At 64.4% G+C, this 23,235-nt stretch carries 19 protein-coding genes; 16 read left to right on the top strand and 3 right to left on the bottom strand.

The annotated features are described in order from the left end of the window. The first annotated feature begins 376 nt into the window (after positions 1-376). From BLW02_RS09425 to BLW02_RS09410, 4 genes are all read left to right on the top strand, one after another. Positions 377-1,825, top strand: coding sequence for a UbiA family prenyltransferase (locus BLW02_RS09425; protein WP_092698053.1), 1,449 nt, complete (start codon positions 377-379; stop codon positions 1,823-1,825). Further along, positions 1,822-2,187 carry a DMT family transporter gene (locus BLW02_RS09420; protein ID WP_092698042.1) on the top strand — a complete coding sequence of 122 codons (366 nt, stop codon included), beginning with the start codon at positions 1,822-1,824 and terminating at the stop codon, positions 2,185-2,187. Before BLW02_RS09425 ends, BLW02_RS09420 begins: the two co-directional genes overlap by 4 nt. A gap of 83 nt (positions 2,188-2,270) precedes the next feature. After that, positions 2,271-3,593, top strand: a complete 1,323-nt coding sequence (locus BLW02_RS09415; RefSeq protein ID WP_092698041.1) for a UDP-glucose dehydrogenase family protein — start codon at positions 2,271-2,273, stop codon at positions 3,591-3,593. A 22-nt stretch (positions 3,594-3,615) separates the two neighbouring features. Further along, positions 3,616-4,665: a GNAT family N-acetyltransferase gene (locus BLW02_RS09410; protein WP_244273656.1), complete on the top strand. Its 1,050-nt coding sequence runs from the start codon at positions 3,616-3,618 to the stop codon at positions 4,663-4,665. A 65-nt stretch (positions 4,666-4,730) separates the two neighbouring features. Here BLW02_RS09410 and BLW02_RS09405 read toward each other — a convergent pair whose 3' ends face one another. The 3 genes from BLW02_RS09405 to BLW02_RS09395 are packed head-to-tail and all read right to left on the bottom strand — an operon-like array spanning position 4,731 to position 6,696. Next, positions 4,731-5,591, bottom strand: a complete 861-nt coding sequence (locus BLW02_RS09405; RefSeq protein WP_092698040.1) for a hydrolase 1, exosortase A system-associated — start codon at positions 5,589-5,591, stop codon at positions 4,731-4,733. Further along, a complete protein-coding gene (locus BLW02_RS09400) occupies positions 5,588-6,439 on the bottom strand; it encodes a hydrolase 2, exosortase A system-associated (RefSeq protein ID WP_092698039.1) in 852 nt (283 codons plus the stop codon). Before BLW02_RS09400 ends, BLW02_RS09405 begins: the two co-directional genes overlap by 4 nt. Then, a complete protein-coding gene (locus BLW02_RS09395) occupies positions 6,436-6,696 on the bottom strand; it encodes an acyl carrier protein (protein ID WP_092698038.1) in 261 nt (86 codons plus the stop codon). Before BLW02_RS09395 ends, BLW02_RS09400 begins: the two co-directional genes overlap by 4 nt. A 103-nt stretch (positions 6,697-6,799) precedes the next feature. On the opposite strand from BLW02_RS09395, the gene BLW02_RS09390 reads away from it, so the two are divergent. The 12 genes from BLW02_RS09390 to BLW02_RS09340 all read left to right on the top strand — a co-directional run bounded on the left by BLW02_RS09390 (position 6,800) and on the right by BLW02_RS09340 (position 23,233). After that, positions 6,800-8,452, top strand: coding sequence for an acyl-CoA ligase (AMP-forming), exosortase A system-associated (locus BLW02_RS09390; protein WP_092698037.1), 1,653 nt, complete (start codon positions 6,800-6,802; stop codon positions 8,450-8,452). Next, on the top strand, positions 8,424-9,629 hold the full coding sequence (locus BLW02_RS09385) for a pyridoxal-dependent decarboxylase, exosortase A system-associated (RefSeq protein ID WP_092698036.1): 1,206 nt from the start codon (positions 8,424-8,426) through the stop codon (positions 9,627-9,629). Before BLW02_RS09390 ends, BLW02_RS09385 begins: the two co-directional genes overlap by 29 nt. Then, complete coding sequence (locus BLW02_RS09380; RefSeq protein ID WP_139285344.1) at positions 9,608-11,608, top strand: hypothetical protein; 2,001 nt, start codon at positions 9,608-9,610, stop codon at positions 11,606-11,608. The genes BLW02_RS09385 and BLW02_RS09380 overlap by 22 nt, the downstream gene beginning before the upstream one ends. A 146-nt stretch (positions 11,609-11,754) precedes the next feature. Next, positions 11,755-13,149: a TIGR03013 family XrtA/PEP-CTERM system glycosyltransferase gene (locus BLW02_RS09375; protein ID WP_092698035.1), complete on the top strand. Its 1,395-nt coding sequence runs from the start codon at positions 11,755-11,757 to the stop codon at positions 13,147-13,149. Positions 13,150-13,172: 23 nt separating this feature from the next. Then, positions 13,173-15,266, top strand: a complete 2,094-nt coding sequence (gene prsK, locus BLW02_RS09370; RefSeq protein ID WP_092698034.1) for an XrtA/PEP-CTERM system histidine kinase PrsK — start codon at positions 13,173-13,175, stop codon at positions 15,264-15,266. Beyond that, a complete protein-coding gene (gene prsR / locus BLW02_RS09365) occupies positions 15,263-16,624 on the top strand; it encodes a PEP-CTERM-box response regulator transcription factor (RefSeq protein WP_026435358.1) in 1,362 nt (453 codons plus the stop codon). The genes prsK and prsR overlap by 4 nt, the downstream gene beginning before the upstream one ends. Positions 16,625-16,646: 22 nt before the next feature. Further along, the gene (gene prsT, locus BLW02_RS09360) at positions 16,647-19,424 is read left to right on the top strand and encodes an XrtA/PEP-CTERM system TPR-repeat protein PrsT (protein WP_092698033.1); all 2,778 of its coding nucleotides are present in this window, start codon (positions 16,647-16,649) and stop codon (positions 19,422-19,424) included. A gap of 94 nt (positions 19,425-19,518) precedes the next feature. Beyond that, a complete protein-coding gene (locus BLW02_RS19925) occupies positions 19,519-20,127 on the top strand; it encodes a hypothetical protein (protein WP_159433780.1) in 609 nt (202 codons plus the stop codon). Further along, a complete protein-coding gene (locus BLW02_RS20310) occupies positions 20,015-20,428 on the top strand; it encodes an HPr-rel-A system PqqD family peptide chaperone (protein ID WP_342029665.1) in 414 nt (137 codons plus the stop codon). Before BLW02_RS19925 ends, BLW02_RS20310 begins: the two co-directional genes overlap by 113 nt. Beyond that, complete coding sequence (locus BLW02_RS09350) at positions 20,425-21,357, top strand: HprK-related kinase A (protein ID WP_034711791.1); 933 nt, start codon at positions 20,425-20,427, stop codon at positions 21,355-21,357. The genes BLW02_RS20310 and BLW02_RS09350 overlap by 4 nt, the downstream gene beginning before the upstream one ends. After that, positions 21,357-22,451: a nucleotidyltransferase domain-containing protein gene (locus tag BLW02_RS09345; protein ID WP_026435353.1), complete on the top strand. Its 1,095-nt coding sequence runs from the start codon at positions 21,357-21,359 to the stop codon at positions 22,449-22,451. Before BLW02_RS09350 ends, BLW02_RS09345 begins: the two co-directional genes overlap by 1 nt. Then, on the top strand, positions 22,448-23,233 hold the full coding sequence (locus BLW02_RS09340) for a S1C family serine protease (RefSeq protein WP_092698032.1): 786 nt from the start codon (positions 22,448-22,450) through the stop codon (positions 23,231-23,233). The genes BLW02_RS09345 and BLW02_RS09340 overlap by 4 nt, the downstream gene beginning before the upstream one ends. Positions 23,234-23,235 lie beyond the last annotated feature (2 nt).

Genomic DNA, 23,235 nt, shown 5'->3' with positions numbered 1-23,235 from the left:
AGCACTTTTCCGCTGTCTCAGCAAGGTGTTGGCAGCCACGGCGGCGTTGGCAGCAGAGAGGGCATGTTGGCTCGCAGCAGCAGCCCTGCATTGCTCCATGCAACAGAAACATCTTCAAGCATTTTTGCGTGAACCGGAACAAGAAACATGCGCTTTGGGCCTCATTTCAGCGCAATGCCAACGGCACAGGGCTCGGGCGGCGGGTTGCACTGTGCTTGCATCATCTGTTGTTTGCTATCAATTGAGTAGCTGTAAACTCTTTGTTTTAAAGAGCTTCTGGCTATTTCCATACCACTTTGGTAGTGGCGGGTAAAAAGAGTGTGGTGCTGGCAGGGTTATCTGCTACAACGGGCTTCACTTCATGGAGGAGGGGAGTGTGGTCCAGACATCGAACTTGCCCCTGGTCGTGGACCTGGACGGCACCCTGACGCCCACGGACACCTTGCTGGAGTCCTTGGTCCGGCTGCTCAAGCGTTCTCCGTGGAGCGTTTTGCGCTTGCCTTTGTGGCTGATGCGTGGCCGGGCAGGGTTCAAGGAGGCCATTGCGTCCCGCGTCACCCTCGACGCTGAAAACATTCCCTATTGCACACCGCTGCTGGAGTACCTGCGCGCAGAGAAATCCAGGGGGCGGGAAATCGTTCTTGCCACGGCGGCGCACCACACCACCGCACAGGGGGTGGCAAGGCACCTGGGGATTTTCGACAAGGTGCTTTCCACCCACGGTGGCAACAACCTGAAGGGCCGGGCGAAACTCCAGGCGATTCAGGCACAAGTGGGCGAGGCGTTTGTCTATGCCGGCGATTGCAACGCCGATCTGCCGATCTGGCAGCAGGCCCAGGCGGCAATTCTGGTGGGTGTGGCGCACCGCACAGCGGCCCAGGTGCGGCGCGAAGTGCCCATCGAGCGCGAGTACCCGAAGCAGGCCCGCAGCATGGCGGTGTGGCTGCGGGCTCTGCGGGTACACCAGTGGATCAAGAACCTGTTGCTGTTCGTTCCGCTGCTCACCACGTTCGAATTCACCCGCATGGACAAGCTGGCCAGCATGGCGCTGGCCTTTGCGGCGTTTTCCCTCGCCGCATCCGCAACCTATATCGTCAACGACCTGTGGGATCTCGAAAGCGACCGCGCGCATCCCCGCAAACGCCTGCGTCCCTTTGCCAGCGGCGCGCTGCCGATTCTGCAGGGGCTGCTGGTGGCGGGCATCGCGCTGGTGTCGGCGCTTGGCCTGGCCAGTGTCGTGTCGCAAGGATTTCTCGGGATGCTGGTGACGTACCTGGTATTGACCAGCTTCTACAGCTGGGTGATCAAGGAATACGTGTTGATGGACGTGCTCATGCTGTCGCTTCTCTACACCATTCGCATACTGGCAGGCTCGGTGGCGATCAGTGCGATCACCAGTTCCTGGCTGCTGGCCTTTTCGGCATTCATATTTCTGAGCCTGGCCTTGGTCAAGCGCTGTGCGGAACTGGTGTCGCTGAAAGACGCCGGCGCGGGTGCGACCCGTGGACGCGATTACCGGGTAAGCGATCTGGTGGTGCTGTGGCCACTGGGGGTTGGCGCAGCGCTGTGTGCCGTGGTGGTGTTCGGCCTGTTCATCAGCGCGCCCGAGACCCAGGCGCGCTACGCCACCCCGCAAATGCTGTGGTTCGTGGCCATCGGCTTGGTGTACTGGATGGCACGCCTGTGGATCAAGACATCGCGCGGTGAGATGCACGATGACCCGGTTGTCTACGCCCTCAAGAACCGTGGCAGCCGCCTGACGGTGCTGGCCATGATCGCCGCAGCCATGGCAGCGCATTTTTTCACTTGGGAACTTTATCCATGAACACCTTTGCGATTGCCTTGCTGAGCGTCGTGCTGTCGGTGGCTGCGCAGTTCTTGCTGAAGGCCGGCATGTCGGACCCGGGGGTGCGGGATGCGATGGCGCAGCCGCATTCGCTGGTCCATCTGGTCTTGGTGATGGCCAACCAATATGTGCTGGGGGGATTTGTGTTGTATGGCCTGGGGGCCGTCATCTGGCTGGGCGTGCTGTCGAAATGGGATGTCAGCAAGGCCTATCCGCTCGTCGGGCTGGGGTTCGCCCTTACGGTGGTGGTGGGGTTCGCTCTGGGCGAGCAGGTTTCCCCGTTGCGCGCGGGCGGGGTTGCCCTGATTTGTGCAGGGGTTTTTCTGGTGGCACAGTCCTGAAAATCCACCGGCCGCTGGATGGGGCGTCGTCGCTATGATGCCTTTTGGCATGCCAGCGCGGCACAGTTTCTTATTGAGGCGTCATGAAAATCACAGTCATCGGAACAGGGTATGTGGGGCTGGTCAGCGGGGCCTGCCTCGCCGAGGTGGGCAACGATGTGCTGTGCCTGGATCTCGACCAGGAGAAGATCCGGGTGCTGGAGACGGGGGGGATCCCCATTTATGAACCCGGCTTGCAGGACATGGTGCAGCGCAATGTAGCGGCCGGCCGCTTGCACTTCACCACGGATGTGGCGCGCGCCGTGCAGCATGGCACCCTGCAGTTCATTGCGGTAGGTACGCCGCCCGATGAAGATGGCTCGGCCGACATGCAATATGTGCTGGCTGCGGCGCGCAATATTGGCCGCCTCATGACCGACTACAAGGTCGTGGTGAACAAGAGCACGGTGCCTGTGGGCACGGCCGACAAGGTGCATGCCGCCATTGCCGACGAACTGCGCCAGCGTGGCGCGCAGACGCCTTATGCGGTGGTGTCCAACCCCGAGTTTCTCAAGGAAGGCGCGGCGGTCGAGGATTTCATGCGCCCGGACCGCATCATCGTCGGCGCCTCCGACGAGCGGGCCATTTTGCTCATGCGTGCGCTGTACGCGCCGTTTCAGCGCAACCGTGATCGCTTGGTCGTGACGGATGCCCGCAGCGCCGAGCTGACCAAATACGCCGCCAACGCCATGCTGGCCACGCGCATCAGTTTCATGAACGAGCTGGCCAATCTGGCCGAAAAGCTGGGCGCCGACATTGAAATGGTGCGCCAGGGCATGGGCTCAGACCCGCGCATCGGCTATCACTTTCTGTACCCGGGCTGTGGCTACGGCGGTTCGTGTTTTCCCAAGGATGTGAAAGCCCTCATCAAGACCGCTGCGGCCGATGCAGGCCTGAACCTGAAGGTGCTCACGGCGGTGGAAGACGCCAATGCCGCGCAAAAACATGTGCTGGGCCACAAGATCAAGCAGCGGCTGGGTGAAGACCTCTCGGGCCGGCATTTTGCGGTGTGGGGCCTGGCGTTCAAGCCCAACACCGACGACATGCGCGAAGCGCCCAGTCTGGAGCTGCTGGCCGACCTGCTGGCTGCTGGCGCCACCGTCACCGCCTACGATCCGGTGGCAATGTCGGAGGCACAGCGCGTGCTGGGCGACGAGCCGCGCATCCGCTATGCGCAGACACCCAACGAGGCCCTGGAGGGGGCGGACGCGCTGGTCATCGTGACGGAATGGAAAGAGTTCCGCAGCCCTGACTTTGAACTTCTCAAGGCGCGGCTCAAGCAGCCGCTCATCGTGGATGGCCGCAACCTTTACGACCCCGCCTGGGTGCGCAGCCAGGGGTTCGACTACCTGGCCATCGGCCGCTGAACGAACAGGGCAGGGCGACGGCATGCCCGGCGACGTGTTTGAGACCGAGGCCTGGTTTGCCAATTTGCAGGCCCATGGTTTCGAGCGGGCACCCCACCGGCACTGGACATGTCCGCTGCCCGTGTCATCCGGGGCGGGGGTTGCGCACCTGCACCTGATGCAGCAGGCGCCCGGCGAGCCGCTAGCTGCGCTGGGCAACTACTACAGCTGCCTCTATGGCCCGGTGGGTTCGGCGCAAGCGGTTGGCGAGCTTTCTGCCCAGCAGTGGCAGGCGTTTGCAAAGGCATTGCGACAGCTGCCGGGCAGCGCCGTGCTGCGTCTGCAGCCGCTGGATGCCGACAGTGCGTGGCTGGCGGCGCTGCAGTGCGGGCTGCAAGCCGCCGGATACTGGACTGACCGGTTCTTTTGTTTCGGTAACCACTACCAAATCGTGCCGCAGGGCGGGTTTGCTGTGTATTGGCAGCAGCGGCCATCTGCGCTGCGCCACAGTGTGGAGCGGGGCCGGCGCCGGCTCGACCGTGCGGGGGCGTGGCGCATCGACATCCATACCGGTGCATCGACCGACGTGGACCGGGCTTTGGCCGCGTACCAGGCGGTCTATGCCCAAAGCTGGAAGCCGCCGGAGCCTTGTCCCGGCTTCATGCCAGGGCTGGTGCGCACCGCCGCGCACGAAGGCTGGTTGCGGCTGGGCGTGTTGTGGCTGGGCGAGCAGCCCCTGGCAGCGCAGGTCTGGCTGGTGCATGGTGGCAAGGCCAATATCTACAAGCTGGCTTATGTGAAGGGGCAGGACCGCTTGTCGCCCGGCTCGGTCCTGACGGCGGCACTGATGGCGCATGCCATGGACGTGGATGGGGTGCGGGAGGTTGACTATCTCAGCGGTGACGACGCCTACAAGCGCGACTGGATGGCCCAGCGCCGCGAGCGTGTCGGGCTGGTAGCGTTCGATCGGCGCAGATTGCGTGGTTTATTGGCAGGTGGTCGGCATGTCACGGGGGCGTGGATTGGGCGGATGGCCCGGCTGCTGCCGGTTGTGACCAAACAAAAGGACTTACGGGCATCTCGCGAAACGTAAAAGGGAAGGGTTCCGTTCAGCCAAGGTGCTCAAAGCCGTCATCGGTTTTTCCACCGATGAAGCGCTCAAGTGGATGGGCGTACCAGCGCGTCCAGCCAGTCCCGTACCAGGGCCTGCACGGATTGCTGTGACTGGGGGGCAGAGCAGGTGTGATCGGCCAGGGGCAGTGTGTGCCGGATGAGTGCGGCTTTTCGGGACCAGCCGATCCAGCCGCTGCTGGTGTTCGCGTGTTCGACGAATTCCAGTGCCGTGAGGTCACGCTCGCTCAGCAGCAGCAGGATGGACCCAGGAAACGCCTGCCACCCCTGCGCCATGCGCTCTTGAAATGTGATCGTTTGGGGCGATTCCTGCCGCATGGTGCGCAGGTTGCGCCCCAGGCCACGCAGCGCCTGCCAGCCTACGCCGCCGGCGACCAGTTTGCGCCAGAAGGCGGGCTCCAGGAGGCGCTGGCGGTAGTAGTGCTTGACCTGTGCGCGGGCCAGTCCGGCGTCGGAGCGTACCCAGGGGTTGAGCAGCACCAGTCCCGTCACCCGCGGGTCATGCCTGGCCTGCAGGTAGAGCAGGCTGGCCGAGGCTCCGTCGCACAGGCCCCAGAGCACGGCCCTGTCCACCTTCACGGGGTGGCTGCACAAGGCGTCGATGGCTGCGGCGATGTGGGGGGCGGAGTCTTCAAAGGGCACGGGATCGCCTGGACTGTCCCCCATGCCGGGGAAGTCAAAGCGCAACACCGGGTAGCCTGCGGCAGCCAGAAATCGGGCAAGTTGCACGAACTGCCGGTGGCTGCCTGCACGGTATTGCGCGCCGCCCACGACGATCACCACGCCCGTGGTGGACTGCGGTGTGCCCGGTGCGGGCAGGCTGACGATGCCCAGCATGTCTTGCGCGTGGGGGCCGGGGATGACCAGGGGTTGCTCTTGGCAGTTCATGGCGTCTTTCCCTGCGCGCCTGCCCCGTGGAGCGTGTCGAGCGTTGCCTGCAACAGGGCGGGGGCTTCATCGTGGGCCACGGTTTGCCAGAAAAGCGGGCCCGTGAGCGCCAGTGCAGACACCGCCCAGCCTGCGTCGCGCCAAAGGGCGAGATGCTGGACGGAGGCCGGGGTCAGCATGGGCTCTGCCTGGGCTGACAACTCCAGCCAGACCAGCCGACCTGGGGGCTTCTGTGGTGGCTGCAGCCGCGCCGCAGCCAGACCCTGCGCCAGTGTGGGGGTCAGGGTGTAGCCGGCAATGTCCACGGACTGGCCCTTGTCGAGCAGGTGCGCTGGCGGCGGTCCGCTGGCGTTGCCATTGCCCAGCCACTGGCTGGCGGTGTGCAGGCGCAGAAATTGTTGCAGCTGCTGCTGCCCGCGGATGGCCGGCTGCCACAGCAGCAAATGGCAAGGATCGGCCAGCTCGCTCGCAAGCGCCGTGGCCAGCAGGGCGCCGGCGCGCAGGCCCCACAGCCACAGCGGGCCCCTGGCGTGTTCTTGCAGCCAGCGGTGGGCCAGCAGCGCGTCCTGCAGCCAGGCCTGCCAGGTGGCATCGGCAAAGTCGCCTTCGCTGTCGCCACAGCCCAGCAGGTCGATCTGCAGCACGCCGTAGCCGGCTTGCGCCAGCGCCCTCGCCTGCTGAGCGACCACGCGCCGCGTGCCATTGAGCTCTTCGGCAAACGGGTGCAGGTACAGCACGCCTCCCCGCTGGACATCGCCTTGCGGAGGGTGAAACAGGCAAAAGCGCTGCCCGGAGCCGGTCGGCAGGAAAAATGCCTGTGGCAGGGGGACAGGCCCGAGGAGGCTCATGGGTCCTGCCGGGCCAGCCCCTGCTCCACCAGGGCGCTCAGACTGCCCACGGTGGCGAACACCGTGCCACGGAGGTCGTCATCGCTGAAGGTGATGCCGAAGTGGTTTTCCAGACCGGTGAGCAGTGCCAGCACGGCCATGGAGTCGAGCTCGGGCAGGGCGCCCAGCAGCGGGGTGTCGCGCGTGAAACCCGCGGTGCGACCTTGCAGGCTGAGTGCGTTGTCGAGCACGTGAAGGACTTGTTCGGTCAGGTTCATGGCGGGGATGGTGTGTGGCGGGGTTGCGGATGGATTCTAGGCAGGCCGCGGGTTGCGTGCGGCAGGGCACTGCGCAGCATGGCAATGGCTTACCATCCGTCACATGCCCGAAGCGTCGGATTTCCACAGCGGAGTGCCCCCCGTCTTGCTGCACGAGCTGCCGGCCCGGGCAGCCGCATGCTGGCCGGGTCATACGGCCTTGACGGTGGAGGGCTTGCACCTGTCGTATGCCGACCTGCAGTCGCAGATGGAGCGCTGCACGGCGGGCCTGCTGGCCCTGGGATTGGAGCGCGGGGCCCGCGTGGCGGTGTACCTGGAAAAGCGGGTGGAAGCCGTGGTGGCCAGCTTTGCCGCACCTGCCGCAGGCGGTGTGCTGGTGCCCGTGAACCCCTTGCTGAAGGCGGGGCAGGTGGCGCACATTCTGCAAGATGCGCAAGCGCAGGTGCTGGTGACATCCGCTGCGCGCCTGGCGGTTTTGGCCCCGGTGCTGGCCAGCTGTCCCGGACTGCGGCACGTGGTGCTGTGTGATGGGCACCTGCCGGCCGCTCCAGATGCTTTTTCGGCGCACGTTGGGGTGCATGCCTGGTCCGATGTGCTGGCCAGTCAGCCGGTTGCGCCGCCCCGGTTGCTGGACATGGATGTGGCGGTGATTTTTTACACCTCCGGCAGTACCGGCCAGCCCAAGGGGGTGGTGCTGTCGCACCGCAATCTGGTGGCCGGTGCCACCAGCGTGGCCAGCTACCTGCACAACCACGCCGATGACACTTTGCTGGCAGTGCTGCCACTGTCATTCGACGCCGGATTCAGCCAGCTCACCACGGCCTTTCTGGTGGGCGCGCGCGTGGTGCTGCTCAACTACCTGTTGCCGCGCGATGTATTGCAGGCCATGGTGCGCGAGCGGGTCACGGGCCTGACCGCGGTGCCGCCGCTGTACATGCAGCTGGCGGCGCTGGACTGGCCGGCCGGTGCCGCGCAACATCTGCGTTATTGGGCCAACACCGGCGGGCGCATGCCCCGGGCCACGCTGCAGCGCTTGCGCGATCTGGCGCCCGCAGCCTCGCCCTTTCTGATGTATGGACTGACCGAGGCGTTTCGTTCCACCTATCTGCCGCCCGACGAGGTGGACCGGCGACCCGATTCCATCGGGCGGGCGATACCGAACGCCGAGGTGCGCGTGCTGCGCGAAGACGGCAGCGAGTGTGCCGTCAACGAGCCTGGCGAACTGGTGCATCGCGGTCCGCTGGTGGCCCTGGGGTACTGGCGGCAGCCCGAGGCGACCGTGCAGCGCTTCAGGCCCTGGCCTGCGGACCTGCTGCCCGCCGGCGGCGACTGGCGTGCCCCGGAGCGGGCGGTGTACTCGGGCGACACGGTGCGTCGCGATGCCGATGGGTTCCTGTATTTTGTGGGCCGGCGCGACGAGATGATCAAGACATCGGGCTACCGCGTCAGTCCCACCGAGGTGGAAGAGGTGCTGTATTCCAGCGGCCTGGTGGCCGAAGCGCTGGTGCATGCGGTGCCTGACGAGGCGCTGGGCAGCGCCATCTGCGCGGCGCTGCTGGCTTCGCCCAAGGCCAGCGGCAACGCCGACGCAGACAGTGCGGCCCTTCTGGCGCATTGCCGCGCGCATCTGCCCGCATACATGCTGCCCAAAGCACTGGACTGGGTCCGCCAGCCGCTGCCGCGCAGCCCCAATGGCAAGCTGGACCGCCAACGCTGGATACAGGAATATGGATCGATTCGACACCTCCCGCGATGAACTGCAGGTCGGCGGCATGCCGCTGTCCTTGCTGGCCGAGCGGGTCGGCCAGACGCCCTTTTACGCCTACGACCGTGCGCTGATCGCCGCGCGCATCGCAGCCGTGCGGCAGGTGCTGCCGCAGGGCGTGCACCTGCACTACGCCATCAAGGCCAATCCCATGCCGGCCCTGGTGGGCTTCGTGCGCCCGCTGGTCGATGGCATGGACGTGGCTTCGGCTGGCGAACTCAAGCTGGCACTGGATGCCGGCGCGGATGTCCAGTCCATCGGCTTTGCGGGGCCGGGCAAAAGCGATGCCGAGTTGCGCCAGGCCGTGGCCGCAGGGGTGTTGCTGCATGTGGAGTCGGCGCGCGAACTGCGGGTATTGGCCGATGCCGCGCAGGCACTGGGGCGGCCGGCGCGCGTGGCACTGCGCGTCAATCCGGATTTCGAATTGCGCGGTGCCGGCATGCACATGGGTGGCGGCCCCAAGCCCTTCGGGATCGACGCCGAGCAGGTGCCGGCCTTGTTGCGCGGCATGGTGCAGCACGGCGTGGCGTTCGAGGGCTTTCATCTCTATCCGGGCTCGCAGAACCTGCGTGGCAACGTCATTGCAGAGAGCCTGCGCCGCTCGCTCGACCTGGTGCTGCGCCTGGCGCAGGATGCACCCGCACCCGTGCGCCACGTCAACCTCGGAGGTGGCTGGGGCATACCGTATTTCCCGGGTGAGCACGCGCTGGACCTCGCTCCCGTGGCCCATGCCCTGGCACAGGTGCAGGCCGACCTGGGGCGTGCGCTGCCTGCGGCGCGGCTGGTGCTGGAACTGGGGCGCTATCTGGTGGGCGAGGCGGGCATTTATGTGGCGCGGGTGATTGACCGCAAAGTCTCGCGTGGACAGGTGTTCCTGGTGACCGACGGCGGCATGCACCAGCATCTGGCCGCCTCGGGGAATTTTGGCCAGGTGATCCGGCGCAACTACCCGGTGGTGATCGGAAACCGGCTGCAGGCGCCCGAGCGCGAGACCGCCTGTGTCGTGGGGCCGCTGTGCACCCCGCTGGATGTGCTGGCCGACCGGATGGAGTTGGCCGTGGCGCAGCCCGGCGACCTGGTGGTGGTGTTCCAGTCCGGGGCCTATGGCGCGACGGCCAGCCCGCAGGCCTTTTTGGGGCATCCGCCATGTCCCGAAGTGCTGGTGTAGAAGCAGGCAACTCAACGTCCGCCGCTGTCCGTGCGGGCATGCCGGGCTTGTGCGGCTTATGGTTCGCGACGGCAGCCCTGGGGGTCGCCGGGCAGCACCCCGTGGCGCCCGCTCTGGCCGTGGCGGTGCTGTGCATCGTCGTGGCCTGGGCCGCCTGGCGGCCTGGCGACCTGTGGTTCATGTTGCCAGCGTTTTTGCCGGTGGCCAGTTTCGCGCCCTGGACGGGCTGGTGGCTGGTGGACGAATCCGACCTGCTGATACTTGCTGCCATGGGCGGCGCCTGCCTGCGCTGGAGCCTGGATGCATGGCGCAGACCCGCCGCCGTGATCCACCGCACGCCGCGCAGCATGCGTTGGGTGTACTGGGTGCTGCCACCGGTGCTGCTCCTGGGCGTGTGGCGCGGCTTGGACGATGCGCGTGGCGCCGCGCCGTGGACCGCGTTGCTGGCGGACCTGTGGGCCCAGGGGGTTTACGGGGACTACGACTTGCCGGGCAATACGCTGCGTGTGGCCAAGAGCCTGGTGTGGGGGCTGCTGCTGATGCCCGTGCTGTACCGCGCGGGCGAGGGCGCCCCGTTGCGGCTGGCGCGGGGCATGGTCGCCGGGCTGGCACTGGTCTGCGCCGCGGTGGTGTGGGAGCGCGGCGTTTACGTGGGTGGCCTGGATTTCAGCGACCACTATCGCATTACGGCCTGGTTCTGGGAGATGCATGTCGGCGGCGGCGCCATCGACGTCTATCTGGCGTTGGCATTGCCGTTTGCCTGGTGGGCGGCATGGATTGCACCGCATGGCTGGCGCTGGTGGGCTGCGGCGGCGCTGGTGCTGGTGTCGATCTATGCGGTTCTCATGACGTACTCACGCGGCGTTTATCTGTCTGTGGCGTTGGCATTGATTGCGCTGGCCGTGTTGGCTCACAAATATCACCTTGTCGCGCCGGATGGTTCTGTCTGGCATCGGCGGGCAATGGTGTGCCTGCTGGTGGCCTTGGTGGTGGAAGCGCTGGGTGTTTTGCTGGGCGGCTCATTCATGCCGGGTCGGCTGGCCCGATCCGATCAGGACCTCTACCAGCGGTTTGCCCACTGGCAGCGCGGTGTGGACTTATTGAAGACGCCCGGCCAGTGGGTCCTTGGGCTGGGGCTGGGACGGTTGCCGGCGCATTACAGCACGCAGACCCTGGAGGGCGCCTTGCCAGGCCAGGTGCGCTGGGTGCGTGGTACGAGTGGGCGCACCCAGGTGTGGCTTTCGGGGCCTGCCCGACCGGGTGTCAAGGGCGAACTGGCGCTGGCCCAGCGCGTGGCTTTGGCGCCGGGCGGCGCCTACAGCGTTCGCCTGCACGGGTACGCCGGGGCGTCCGCGTTGCTGAAGGTGCAGCTGTGTGAGCGGCATCTGCTGTACTCCTTCCGGTGTCAGGAGCAAATGCCCCGTGTGCTTGCGTCAGGCGATGACGCGGGCGGCTGGCTGGAAGCGCGTTTGCAAGGCCCCGCTTTTGTGCCGGAGGGTGCCCTTTCTGCCTGGAGAGAAGGTGTGCTCTCGATCACGGTGGTGCAGGCAAAGACGCCTGTGCGCCTGGACGCGGTGGAGCTGATCGATCCACAGGGCCGGCAGATCCTCAAAAATGCAGCTTTTGCACAAGGGCCGCGGCATTGGAGCAGCATCGCCCATGCGAACTTCCTGCCCTGGCATATCGACAACATGCAGCTGGAACTGTTGATCGAGCGTGGATTGCTGGGATGGGTGGTGCTGGCCGCATGGGCGGTTGGGGCGCTGGTGCTGGCCGCTCAAGGTGCTGCCCGGCAAAACGCTTTGGCCCTTGTGGTGGGAGTTTCAATTGCTACCACCCTACTGATTGGAGCGGTAATTAGCACCATTGAAATTCCACGTGTATCCATTATGCTGTGGCTGTTGCTTATCGTATCTCCCCTCGTCCGCAACCCATCACTGAACCACCGTGTATTGAATCCGACGGGAGGTGGTGGTTGACTTGGATTCATTGGGTTGTCAAGCAACTTTTGACATGTCGATAACTGGAATGCAGCGCAAACGTTTTGTTGCATGAATTGCCGAGCGAGGGCGATTTACTGGCATGTATTTTGGCATCCGGCGATCGGACTTGGCGGGGCGTGGCAATGATCAAGATTTTCAGCCATTATTTTCACCGACGCACCATGTTGCAGGTCATGCTGTATTCGGTGCTGATCGTTGGCACGTTGATTGTCTCGTTGACGATGCAGGCAGGAATGGGCATGTTCAATGTTGTGGCGATCGCCTCGGGAGTCGTACGAGGGGGGTTGATGGCCGTCGGTATTCTCACGGTGAATTTCGCCCTTGGCCTGTATGAGCGCCCCAGCAAACTGACCGTGGGTCAGGTCCGGGCGCGGGCTGTACTTTCCTTTCTGTTCTCGATGGCGATTGCCAGCGGGATCTTGTTTCTCTTGCCGCTGCAGTCCCCTTACCAGAATGAACAGGCACTGGTGGCACTGCTGTTGATCGTCAGCGGGCTGCTGATCATTCGATTATTCGGTGGCGAAATATTGCCTGTGTCGTACACGCGCCAGCGTGTCCTGGTGTTTGGTACGGGACCACGTGCGTGCATCGTGGGTCAATCGTTACAGGCCAATGATTCAGGGATCGAATTGGTCGGTTATTTTTCCGGACCCCAGGAAAAAGAACACAGCGTTTCCGAGCGCAACATTCTTTCCTCGGGGCAAACACTGACCGATGTGGTGAAAAATCACCGTGTGGATGAAATTGTGGTGGCCCTGAATGAGCGCCGCGGCGGGAGCATGCCGATGCGTGAATTGCTCGATTGCAAGCTCAATGGTATTCAGGTCATCGACATTGCCACCCATTTCGAGCAGTTTCTGGGGCAGATCCACCTGGATGCGGTGTCTGCCGGATGGCTGATCTTTGGCGACGGGTTCAAGCAGGGATGGGTGCGCTCGATCGTCAAATGGCTGTTTGACATGGTGGGGGCGATAGTGTTGTTGTTAATTTCCGCACCCGTGATGCTGGTCACGGCGCTCTTGATTTATCTCGAAAGTGGTGGGCCTGTTCTCTATCGCCAGGAGCGCGTCGGACTCAACGGCCGGATTTTCAATGTGATCAAGTTTCGCAGCATGCGCAATGATGCGGAAAAAGACGGCACCCCCCGCTGGGCCAGTGCCAAAGATGCGCGGATCACGCGCATTGGAAAAATCATTCGAAAGTTGCGCATCGATGAACTCCCCCAGCTGTTTTGCGTGCTCAAGGGTGACATGAGCCTGGTGGGGCCCCGGCCTGAGCGCCCCTATTTTGTGGACCGCCTCACGCTCGAAATTCCTTACTACGCATTGCGGCATGGCATCAAACCAGGATTAACCGGATGGGCCCAGGTGCGCTATCACTATGGGGCATCCATCCAGGATACGCAGCACAAGTTGCAATACGACCTTTACTACGTCAAAAACCACTCCTGGTTTCTTGATCTGGTCATTCTTTTCGAAACGGTGGGTGTGGTTCTGACGGGCAAAGGTGCGCAGTAAAAATCGGCCCACCTCGCATCGCCATGAACAACAGTGAAACTGCCCTGGCTTACTGGGGCTTGACTTTGTCGGCAGGGGCCTACGCCTTGCTGGCACTGCGCTTGCTCCGCCAGGAATATCTGCGTGTGCCGGTCAATCGCATTGGTGTGGCAATGCTGGCGGCTGCACTGCTGACGGTGATCTGGAGTGGCTTCAGCTTGCTGGCGCTGACAGTGGGCGCTGCGTGGTGGCTGGCGGCGCAGTCGGCCGACTTGCTGCGCTATCTCTGCTGGGGTGTCTTTCTGGCCCTTTTTTTCAAGCCTGATGCGGGTGTGGTGCATGGCCCGTGGTATCGGTGGTTGCCTGGGTTTGCGTCGGCGGGCTTGCTGGGTGTGCCCGCGTTGATTGTGATCATGAGTGTCCTGGCCGGGGTGGTGGGGCAGCTGTTTCTCATGGTGTTCCTGGCGCTTGGCGGACTGGTTCTGGTGGAGCAATTGTTCCGCAATCTTCCTGACGATTCGCTGTGGAGCGCCAAACCGGTTTGCCTGGGACTGGCGGGCACCTTCCTGTTTGACCTGTACCTGTTTTCCCAAGGTGTGCTTTTTCAGGGGGTGGACCCTGATGCCTTTGCTGCCAGGCCGTTCGTGCACGCGCTGATGGTGCCGTTTCTGCTGCTGGCCACTACGCGGCACCGCAACTGGATCGCCAAGATACGCGTCTCGCGCAAGGTGGTATTTCACTCCGCGACGCTGGCGCTGGTGGGGCTGTACCTGCTCTTTATGGCGGGTGTTGGTTACTACGTGCGCTATTTTGGTGGTGAATGGGGCGGCGCCTTGCAATTGGGGTTGGTTTTTGTGGGCCTGGTGCTGGCGTTGGCGTTGGCGCTTTCGGGCTCTTTGCGCGCCAAGTTGCGCGTCTTTCTGGGCAAGCATTTTTTTCGCTACCGCTTTGACTACCGCGACGAATGGCTGAAGTTCACCGCCACGCTGTCAAGCCAGGCGCACCCCCAGGAGGCGGGCCAGAACGTGGTGCGGGGCCTTGCCGATATGTTGGAGAGTCCCGCGGGCGCGTTGTGGCTGCTGCGCCCGGAAGACGACCAGTACCGGCAGGTGGCCCGGTGGAATCTGGCCTCCACGACCCAGACCCTGGACAAGAATGCAGAACTCCCTGCCTTCATGCGCGCCACCGGGTGGGTGGTCAATCTGGAGGAGCTCCGCGCTTCGCCCGAGCGTTACCGCGATTTGCGTTTGCCCGAGTGGCTGGCCGAGTACCCGCAGGCCTGGCTGTTGGTCCCGCTGTGGCAAGGCCCGGATTTGCTGGGCTTTGTGTTGCTGGCCAGTCCGCGTACGCGGGTGGACGTCAATTGGGAAGTCACCGATCTTTTGAAAACTGCCGGACGCCAGGCTGCGAGCTTTCTTGCGCAAATACAGGCCACCGAGGCGCTGCTGGAGTCGCGCAAATTTGAAGCGTTCAATCGCATGTCGGCCTTTGTGGTGCACGATCTGAAAAATATCGTTGCCCAGCTGTCGCTCATGGTCAAGAACGCGAAGCGACTGCAGCACAACCCGGAGTTCCAGGCCGACATGTTGATGACGGTCGAGAACTCACTGGATCGCATGCGCCAGCTGATGCTGCAATTGCGCGGAGACGCCGCGCCCGGCGATACGACCGTGGGCGTGGACCTGTGCAAGATCGCTGAGCGGTTGGCGGCCAATGCCTTGCGCCACGGGCGCACCGTGCAACTGGAGGTCGCGCCCCAGATCTTTACCCGTGGACAGGCTGACCGGTTGGAGCGCATCATCGGACACCTGGTGCACAACGCATTCGACGCTACGGATGCCGATGACCGGGTATGGGTGAAAGTGGATCGTTTCGGTAGCCATGCCCGTGTCGAAGTGGGAGACGAGGGCCAGGGAATGACCGAGGAGTTTGTCCAGACGCGTCTGTTCAAGCCGTTTCAGACCACCAAGGAGGCGGGCATGGGGATTGGAACTTACGAAAGTTTCCAGTACGTGCAGGAGCTCGGCGGCAAGGTTTCCGTGGACAGCAAGGTAGGCCAGGGAACCGTGGTGCGTCTGCTGCTTCCCTTGTTTGAGATCGGTCGTGATTTCGGTTTACATCCACAGGAGGGGGCATGAGCCCGGACAAGTTGCAGCCTCTGCTGATTGTTGAGGATGACCTGGCGCTGCAAAAGCAGATCAAATGGTCGCTGGATGGTTTTGAATCCGTCACCGCCCATGATCGCGAAAGCGCCATGGCGCAATTGCGCCGGCACGCGCCAGCTGTCGTGACCATGGACCTGGGTCTTCCCCCCGATGCCGACTCGGTCACCGAGGGGTTCAAGCTGCTGGAGCAGATTCTTGGCGCGGATCCCGACATCAAGGTGATCGTGCTGACCGGGCAAAATGACCAGTCCAACGCGCTCAAGGCCGTTGCCATGGGGGCCTACGATTTCCTGGCCAAACCGTTTGAGCCTGAAGTCCTCCATCTGGGCGTGGAACGTGCCTTCAGGCTGCACCAATTGCAAGCCGAGAACAAGCGGCTGCAGGCGATGCAGACACCCGATGCGCTGGCGGGCCTGTTGACCCGCGACCCGCAGATGCTGCGCGTTTGCCGCACCATCGAGAAAGTCGCCAACACCAATGCCTCTGTCATGCTGCTGGGCGAAAGCGGCACGGGCAAGGAGGTGCTGGCGCGCGGCCTGCACCAGCAGTCCCACCGCAGGAATGGCAAGTTCGTGGCCATCAACTGCGCAGCCATTCCTGAAAACCTGCTCGAAAGCGAACTCTTCGGCTACGAAAAAGGGGCTTTCACAGGCGCTGCCAAGACCACGCCGGGCAAGATCGAGACAGCGCACGCAGGCACGCTCATGCTCGATGAAATCGGGGACATGCCCATGGCCTTGCAAGCCAAGCTGCTGCGGTTCCTGCAAGAGCGTGTCGTCGAGCGTGTGGGGGGGCGCCAGGAAATTGCCGTCGATGTGCGCATTGTGTGTGCAACCCATCAGAACCTTGCGCAATGCGTCAAAGAGGGGCGGTTTCGAGAAGACCTCTATTACCGCCTGGCGGAAATCGTGGTGGAGATACCGCCCCTGCGCGCGCGGGTGGGCGATGCTGCATTGCTGGCACACGCCTTCGTGCGCCGGTTTGGTCAGGAGCACCGTCGCAACCTGACGCTGGCCGATGATGCGCTGCGTGCGATCGAGGCGCACCCCTGGCCGGGCAACATCCGCGAGCTCGAAAATTGCATCAAGCGGGCCACCATCATGGCCGATGGCCATCAGATCACTGCCGAAGATGTCGGGCTGGCCGGCGCCGATGGCGCAGAGGGGGATCGATCACTGGACCTGCGCGTGACGCGCGAGGCGGCCGAGCAGCGGGCGGTGATTGCAGCGCTTGCCCGGGCGGACGGAACGGTGGCCAAGGCGGCCGACCTGCTCGGTGTCAGCCGTCCCACGCTGTACGACCTGATGCACCGGCTGGGCCTCAAGCCCTGAACCATTTTTATGGAGAACGTCCATGAAGGCTCCCCTTTTGCGTTCCATGGTTCCTGTCGCCACGCTTGCTGCGGCCTTGCTGGTCTCGGCTTGCGGTAGCGGCAATCCGGATGCGCTCATGGCGTCGGCGCAGGGCTACCTGGCGCGCAATGATGCGCCAGCGGCCATCATCCAGCTCAAGAATGTGCTGAAGGACCATCCTGACTCCGCCAAGGCACGCCTCCTGCTGGGCCAGGCCTTGCAGCTTTCGGGTGATATTGCGGGCGCTGAAACCGAGTTCAGGAAGGCACAGGATCTGGGGGCATCCCCGGACGAAGTGGTGCCGCAGCTGGCCGAAGCCCTGTGGCTGGGCGGACAGGACCGCAAGATCACGACCGACTATGCCGGCCTGCAGCTGGCCAGTGCCCCAGCGCAGGCAAGTCTCAAGACCACCGTGGCCATTGCCTGGCTGCGCCAGGGCGAGGAAGACAAGTTCCGCGCAAGCATCGATGAGGCGCTCAAGGCCAAGGCCGACCATGCGCCTGCGCTCATCGAGCTGGCCCGTGCCAGTGCCCAGCGCGGCGATGTGGATGCTGCGCTGCAGGGGCTGGACAAGATTCCCCGGCAGTCTGCTGCCGCCGGCGAGGCGCTCAAGCTGCGTGGTGATTTGCTGCTTTATGGCAAGCGCGACATGGATGCGGCGATGGCTGCGTACCGGGATGCGCTTCAGGTCCATCCCTCCTACAAGGAGGGACAGGCCGCGGTTGTTCAGCTGCTGTTGCTGCAAGGCAAGACAGAGGCCGCCGCTGGCGCCTTGAAGAGGCTGGCACAGGCGGCGCCCGGAAAGCCGCAGACCTTGTATTTGCAAGCCATGCTGGCCTACGCAAAAAATGATTTCAAGGCAGCACAGGAACACGCGCAGAAGCTGATGCGCCTCACTCCCGACAATTTTCGGGCGCTTGAGCTGGCCGGCATGGCGGAGCTGCGCCTGGGTGCCTACGTTCAGGCCGAGGCCCTGCTGGCCAAGGCCCTGCAGCTGGAGGCCGGGCTGCCCATGGCCCGGCGCGGCCTGGTGACGGCCTATGTGCGACTGGGCCGGCTGGACAAGGCATTGTCGGCACTGCCGGCCGATATCGATCGCAACGACCGCGACCCCGGCATGGTGGCCCTGGCGGGGCAGGTATATATGCTCCACGGCGAGGTCGATCGCGCGCAGCGCTACTTCGCCCGGGCGTCCAGTCTGGATCCGAAAGACCCGGTCAAACGCACATCCCTGGCTGTCAGCCGCCTGGCATCGGGGCAGGGCGATGCCGCGCTGGGGGAATTGCAGAGCATTGCGGCATCTGACGATGGTGTGGTGGCAGACATGGCCCTGATCAATGCCCTGCTGCAGGAGCGCAAGGTGGAGCAGGCCCTCAAGGCCATTGATGCGCTGGAAAAAAAACGTCCAGCGGACGTGTTGCCCGTCTTCCTGCGTGGCCGCGCCTTGTTGCTCCAACATGACACCGCCGGTGCACGCAAGGCCATGGAGCGGGTTCTCGAGATCGATCCCAATTATTTTCCTGCGGTGGGCGTGCTGGCAGTGCTCGACAACGCCGACAAGCGGCCAGACGATGCGCGCGCACGCCTGGAGGCCGCGATCAAGCGGCAGCCGGGCAATGTGCAAGCACATCTGGCGCTGGTGGAGCTGCGTGCGGCCAATGGCGCGGACAAGTCGGAGCTGGCGAATCTTTTGCGCAAGGTGATTGATGCGGCGCCCAGCAGCCCCATTCCGCGCCTGCTTCTGGCGGAGCACCACCTGCGCAACAGCGAGCCGAAAGATGCGCTGACGGTGGCGCAGCAAGCGGTGGCCGCACTGCCTGACAATGTGCAACTGCTCGATGTCCTGGGGCGCGCGCAGTCGGCCAACGGCGAACACAACCAGGCGCAGGCCAGCTTCAACCGCATGGCCACGCTGCAGCCGCAGTCGTCCCTGCCCTACCTGCGCATGGCCCGTGCCAACCTGGTGGCGGGCGACCGTGCCGCGGCCAGCCAGAACCTGCGCAAGGCGCTGGAGATTGAACCCAATTCGCTGGAGGCACAGCAAGGACAGGTCCGTTTGGCGATGGCGGTGCAAAAGCCCGGCGATGCCTTGGCCATCAGCCGCACGGTGCAAAAGCAAAGACCCAAGGAGGCGGTAGGCTACGTGCTCGAAGGTGAGATCCACGCAGCCGGCAAGGCCTGGGACAAGGCCGCAGAGGCCTTGCGCGCGGGGCTCAAGCAGGTGGCCAGCCCGGATTTGGCGATGCGGCTGCATAACGTGCTGCTGTCGGCCGGAAAGAAACCCGAAGCCGACCGATGGGCGGCCGAGTGGCTGCGCACCCAGCCCAAGGATGCTGCCTTCCCCTTCTACCTGGGGACCCGGGCTCTCACCCTCAATGAGTTGCCAGAGAGCCTGCGCCAGTTCGAGCGCGTGGTGGCGCTTCAGCCCAACAACGCCGCCGCCTTGAACAATCTGGCCTGGATCAAGGGCCAGCTCGGCCAAGACGGTGCCCTGACCGATGTCGAACGTGCCAATGCCCTGGCACCCAATCAACCCGCGTTCATGGATACCTGGGCCATGCTGCTGTCTGCCGCCAACCAGCATGAGCGCGCCGTGGAATTGCAGAAGAAGGTGGTTCAGCTGCAGCCGCAAGTATTGGCGTTCAAGTTGAACCTGGCCAAAATACAGATCAAGGCGGGCAACAAGGATGCTGCCCGTGCCTTGCTCGACGAGCTCAGTGCGGCAGGAGACAAGTTTTCTGCCCAGGCCGAGGTGGACCGCCTCAAGAAAACATTGTGAATCGCCGTTGCGCGCTGGACGGGCGATCGGCTTGGGAGCCTTGGTGAAACGCGGTATCGCCAGCGAGACAAATTGAACTGCTTTGGAGGCAGCCATGAAAACACCCGAAACCCCATCGACACCGTCTGGCGCGGCACCAGGCAAGGATGCCCACGGAGTCAGCCGCCGTCAGATGGTTCGTGCGGGTCTGAGCGCCGCACCCGTGGTCATGGCGCTCAAGAGCAACACCGTTCTGGCCGGAGCCACGGGTGGCGGCCAGGGCCGTGGTGTGACCACATCGGCCTTTGCGTCGCTGCAAGCCAACCAGGGGCGGGTCAGCAATGCCCGCTACAAGACCGATTGCGAAGTTCGCACGCCAGCAGAGTGGCAAGTCAGGCAGAGCGAACTCAAGACCAGGAAATTTCAGGAATGCGGGTTTGCCGCCAATCCCGAAGGCAGATATGGGCGCCGCGTGACGCTGGGCGATGTGCTGGGCTACGAGGGCCATGACCGCGATACTGTGCTGGCCCGCTATGTGGTGGCGGCCTATCTGACAGCGCTCGAATTCCACGATGATCGCGACGTGCTGGCGCTCTCCACCGCGCAATGCAATGCCATCTGGAACGGGCGCGGCAACTGGAGTCCGTTTGCCGGTGCCCAGTGGGACTATGCACAAACCACCGCCTATTTTGAAACCATCTACGGTGCGCGCCGTTACGGCTGATGCGGGACCCTCGCCGGGTGGACCTGCAACGCGTTGGCATTGCCCACGGCGCGCAGACTACGGGCTGCAGCTGTGGCCCGACGGCGCTGTGGTGTACGACGAAGCCAGTGGCGATATCCATGCGCTCAGCCCCATGGCGGGCGAGGTGCTGCGCCATCTGTTGACGGTGCCGCAGTCTTGCGCCGAGAGCCTGGCCCGGACGCTGCTGGGTGAGGCGCCTGCTTGGGAAGATGTTTGCAGCGTGGACAGGATGCTGCGTGAATTCGAATTCCTGGGTTTTATCGAACCCTGCGGCGCGTGAACACCCAACCCCTGTTGTCTTCACTGTCCAGGCTCCAGCTCGGCAGGCTGCTGGGTGGAGACGGCCTGGCTATCGTGATTCCGCCCTTTGTGGTGCGGGTGCGCAGCCGGATTACCGTGGTGGCCGAGGGGCTGGAACGCCTTTATGCAGACCACCCGCTGGCCCCGCTGGACGGGGGCGGTTTCAGCGACTTTCATGTGGCAGTGCAGCCGCGTCGCCCATGGTTTCGCCCGTTGTGCTTTTTTGAGCTGGATGGAGGCCAACCTTTCACGCCGCTGGCGCAGGGCGAGGCCTTTGCACTTTTCGAGTGGGGCCTGAACTGGTGCGTGACCAGCCATTGCCATCAGTGGATCAGCCTGCATGCGGCGGTGCTGGAAAGGGGCGGGCGCGCCGTGGTTCTGCCGGCGCCACCGGGCGCGGGCAAGAGCACGCTGTGCGCGGCCCTCATGCTCCATGGCTGGCGCCTGCTGTCCGATGAATTGACGCTGCTGGAGCCCGGCAGTGGCTGGGTCGTGCCTTCGCCGCGGCCCATCAGCCTCAAGAACGATTCCATCGCTGTGATCCGCGATCGTGCACCCGGCTGCGTCCTGGGGCCGGTGGCGCACGATACGCAAAAAGGCACGGTCGCCCACCTCAAGGTGCAGCCAGAGAGCCTGGCCCGCGCCGACGAACGCGCCCTGCCTGCCTGGGTGGTCTTTCCCCGGTACGAGCGCGGCGCCACGCTGCAGGTGCAGGCGCGCACCAGAGCCACCACCGTGGTGGAGCTGGCGCGCAACAGCTTCAACCAGCACGTACACGGCCGTGCAGGCTTCGAGGCCCTGGTCCGGCTGGTCGATGCCTGCGACAGCTTTGATCTGCGCTACAGCCAGCTCGACCAGGCCCTGGCCTGGTTCGACGCGTTGCAACCGCCGTCCATGGGGGATTCTTGATGCAGGGCAACGCAATGCAGCCGCTGCTGAACCTGCTGGGTCCGGCGCCGCAGCCCAGCCGGTTGACGTTGCCCGAATGGGATGTGGTGGTGCGGCAAGCGCGCCGCGCCGACGTGCTGGCGCGCATTGCCGCACTGGCGCAGGCCCACGGCGCGTGGGACGCCGTGGCCCCTGCACCGCGCCCGCACCTGGCATCGGCACTGGCCCTGGCGACACGCCAGCAGCGCGAGCTGCGCTTCGAGGTGGCGCAGATAGCGCGTGCCCTGCAGCCAGCAGGCCTGCCCGTGGTGCTGCTCAAAGGCGGCGCCTACGCCCTGGCGGGTCTGCAGGCATCACTGGGGCGCATGGTTTCGGACGTGGACATTCTGGTGCCGCGCGAGCGCCTGGCCGACGTGGAAACCGCCTTGATGATGGCCGGCTGGGTGCATGCCAACCGCGACGCCTACGACCAGCACTACTACCGCACCTGGATGCACGAGCTGCCGCCGCTGCGGCACCTGCGCCGCGGCACGATACTGGATGTGCACCATGCCCTGGTGCCTCCCACCGCCAGGGCCCGGCCCAGCACGCAGCGCCTGCTGCAGGCGGCGCAGGCGCTGCCCGGTCAGCCGGGCGTGTGCGTGCTTGCACCGTCCGACATGGTGCTGCACAGTGCCGCCCACCTTTTCCACGAAAGCGACTTCGCGCACGGATTCAGGGGCGTGGTGGACCTTGACGCCTTGCTGCGCGAGTTTGCTGCCGTGCCCGGCTTCTGGCCAGGCCTGCTGGCGCGCTCGGCAGAGCTGGACTTGCAGTGGCCGTTGCACCATGCGCTGCGCTATGCGCACACCATCATGGACACCCCCGTGCCGCCAGGCGCCGTGGCGGCGCTGGCGGGCAGCGTGGGCCAGCAGGCCTGGATGCATCGCTTGCGCGATGCCCTGTATTTGCGCATGCTGCGGCCCGACCACGCCTCCACTGCGGATGCGTGGACGCCACTGGCGCGCAGCACGCTCTACCTGCACGGTCACCGCCTGCGCATGCCGCCGCATCTGCTGCTGCCGCACCTGTTGCGCAAGACGCTGCGCGGCCTCTTTCCCAAGGAGAAACCATGAACCCCACATGCTGGTGGATGCGTTGGGCGCTCGTGCTGCTGTTCCACGGTGCATGGAGCAGCAGCGCACTGGCGCAGCTGCCCGATACGGTGGAGCGGGTCAAGCCTGCCGTGGTGCTGGTGGGCACCTACCAGGCGACCGACACACCGCGGTTTCGCTATGTGGGTACCGGCTTCGTGGTGGGCGACGGCTTGCGCGTGGTGACCAATGCCCATGTGGTGTCTGCCATCGGCGCCACAGGGGCCGACAGACCGGCGCTGGTCGTGCAGCTGCGCGCGGGAGCGAGCCTTTGGACCATGCGTCCCGCGCGGGTGCTGGAAAGCGTCCCAGAGCATGATCTCGCCCTGCTGCAGATCGATGGGCCGGCTGCGGCGGCTTTGAGCGTGGTGGTGTCGGAGTCGGTGCGCGAGGGCGACGATCTGGCTTTCATGGGTTTCCCCATTGGCGGGGTGCTGGGTTTTTCCAGCGTCACCCACCGCGCCACCGTTTCGTCCATCACCACCATGGCCTTGCCCAGCCCGACGGGGCAGCAGCTCAGCGAACGCGCCATCCGCAGCCTGCGCGCCGGGCCATTGCAGGTGTTTCAGCTCGATGCCACGGCCTACCCTGGCAACAGCGGCGGCCCCTTGTTCGATCCGCGCAACGGTGCCGTGCTGGGCGTCATCAACATGGTGCTGGTCAAGAGCACGCGCGAATCGGCCATGAGCCAGCCCTCGGGCATTTCGTACGCGATTCCGAGCCGTTATGTGCTGGAGTTGATGGCGCGGCACTCCGGCAGATGAAC

This window comes from Acidovorax soli, assembly GCF_900107605.1.
Taxonomy (GTDB): Bacteria; Pseudomonadota; Gammaproteobacteria; order Burkholderiales; family Burkholderiaceae_C; genus Acidovorax; species Acidovorax soli.
The sequence above is the reverse complement of the archived record's forward strand: the minus strand, read 5'-3'. Positions and strand labels throughout refer to the sequence as shown.

Bases quoted from the DNA above. Each gene is read 5' to 3' on its own strand.
- BLW02_RS09420 (WP_092698042.1), top strand. From the start codon at position 1,822: ATGAACACCTTTGCGATTGCCTTGCTGAGCGTCGTGCTGTCGGTGGCT.
- BLW02_RS09415 (WP_092698041.1), top strand. From the start codon at position 2,271: ATGAAAATCACAGTCATCGGAACAGGGTATGTGGGGCTGGTCAGCGGG.
- BLW02_RS09410 (WP_244273656.1), top strand. From the start codon at position 3,616: ATGCCCGGCGACGTGTTTGAGACCGAGGCCTGGTTTGCCAATTTGCAG.
- BLW02_RS09405 (WP_092698040.1), bottom strand. From the start codon at position 5,591: ATGAACTGCCAAGAGCAACCCCTGGTCATCCCCGGCCCCCACGCGCAA.
- BLW02_RS09400 (WP_092698039.1), bottom strand. From the start codon at position 6,439: ATGAGCCTCCTCGGGCCTGTCCCCCTGCCACAGGCATTTTTCCTGCCG.
- BLW02_RS09395 (WP_092698038.1), bottom strand. From the start codon at position 6,696: ATGAACCTGACCGAACAAGTCCTTCACGTGCTCGACAACGCACTCAGC.
- BLW02_RS09390 (WP_092698037.1), top strand. From the start codon at position 6,800: ATGCCCGAAGCGTCGGATTTCCACAGCGGAGTGCCCCCCGTCTTGCTG.
- BLW02_RS09385 (WP_092698036.1), top strand. From the start codon at position 8,424: ATGGATCGATTCGACACCTCCCGCGATGAACTGCAGGTCGGCGGCATG.
- BLW02_RS09380 (WP_139285344.1), top strand. From the start codon at position 9,608: ATGTCCCGAAGTGCTGGTGTAGAAGCAGGCAACTCAACGTCCGCCGCT.
- BLW02_RS09375 (WP_092698035.1), top strand. From the start codon at position 11,755: ATGATCAAGATTTTCAGCCATTATTTTCACCGACGCACCATGTTGCAG.
- prsK (WP_092698034.1), top strand. From the start codon at position 13,173: ATGAACAACAGTGAAACTGCCCTGGCTTACTGGGGCTTGACTTTGTCG.
- prsR (WP_026435358.1), top strand. From the start codon at position 15,263: ATGAGCCCGGACAAGTTGCAGCCTCTGCTGATTGTTGAGGATGACCTG.
- prsT (WP_092698033.1), top strand. From the start codon at position 16,647: ATGAAGGCTCCCCTTTTGCGTTCCATGGTTCCTGTCGCCACGCTTGCT.
- BLW02_RS19925 (WP_159433780.1), top strand. From the start codon at position 19,519: ATGAAAACACCCGAAACCCCATCGACACCGTCTGGCGCGGCACCAGGC.
- BLW02_RS20310 (WP_342029665.1), top strand. From the start codon at position 20,015: ATGCCATCTGGAACGGGCGCGGCAACTGGAGTCCGTTTGCCGGTGCCC.
- BLW02_RS09345 (WP_026435353.1), top strand. From the start codon at position 21,357: ATGCAGGGCAACGCAATGCAGCCGCTGCTGAACCTGCTGGGTCCGGCG.
- BLW02_RS09340 (WP_092698032.1), top strand. From the start codon at position 22,448: ATGAACCCCACATGCTGGTGGATGCGTTGGGCGCTCGTGCTGCTGTTC.